At 63.6% G+C, this 634-nt stretch carries 2 protein-coding genes; one reads left to right on the top strand and one right to left on the bottom strand.

The window, feature by feature from the left end:
- Window positions 1-231 (top strand): RtcB family protein (locus tag ACYVDE_RS25405; protein WP_460504292.1); only part of this gene is annotated, 231 nt, incomplete at its 5' end.
- Window positions 232-449: 218 nt separating this feature from the next.
- Here the strand turns inward: ACYVDE_RS25405 and ACYVDE_RS25400 are convergent.
- Window positions 450-634, bottom strand: a 185-nt coding sequence (locus ACYVDE_RS25400; RefSeq protein WP_460504291.1) for a T9SS type A sorting domain-containing protein, incomplete at its 5' end; no start/stop codon positions are given.

The following is a 634-nucleotide window of genomic DNA, read 5'->3' as shown; positions in this document are numbered from 1 at the left end:
GCCTCGCACGGGGCGGGCCGGCTGATGTCGCGCACCCGCGCCAAGGCCGAGCTGGGCGAAGGCCAGGTGCGCAAGTACCTCGCCGACCACGGTATCGAGCTCATCGGCGGCGGGCTCGACGAAGCGCCGATGGCCTACAAGGACATCCGCACCGTGATGGCCAGCCAGCGCGAGCTGGTGGACGTGCTGGGCTCCTTCACCCCCAAAATTGTGCGGATGGACGGAGCGTGAAAAAACACCGCTGCTTTTAAATCCGACCATCCTCCGCGCTTCGTACATGCAAGCGTGTCTCCACAGGGGACAGTTGTTTTCATAGCTCGGAAAGCCTCTCGCCGCTGGCGGGAGGTTTTTTTATGCTTGGTCAGTAACGAATAAAAAAGCCCCGGCCGATTAGGCCGGGGCTTTTTTATTTGGATTGGAGCAGTGATGTCGGCCCGGTTAGCAGGCGCTTACTGCACCACAAGGCGCTTGGTCACGAGGCCCACGGCCGTGCGGGCCTGCACCGAATACACGCCGGCGGCCAAGCCGTTCAACGGCAATTCCAGCGTTTCGGCCGCGCCGGCAGCCAGCGTGCGCGTGAGTACCGTGCGGCCCAGGTTGTCGACCACTGCCACGGTAGTCGCAGCCGTGCCGC

It is taken from the genome of Hymenobacter agri, assembly GCF_054778495.1.
The sequence above is the reverse complement of the archived record's forward strand: the minus strand, read 5'-3'. Positions and strand labels throughout refer to the sequence as shown.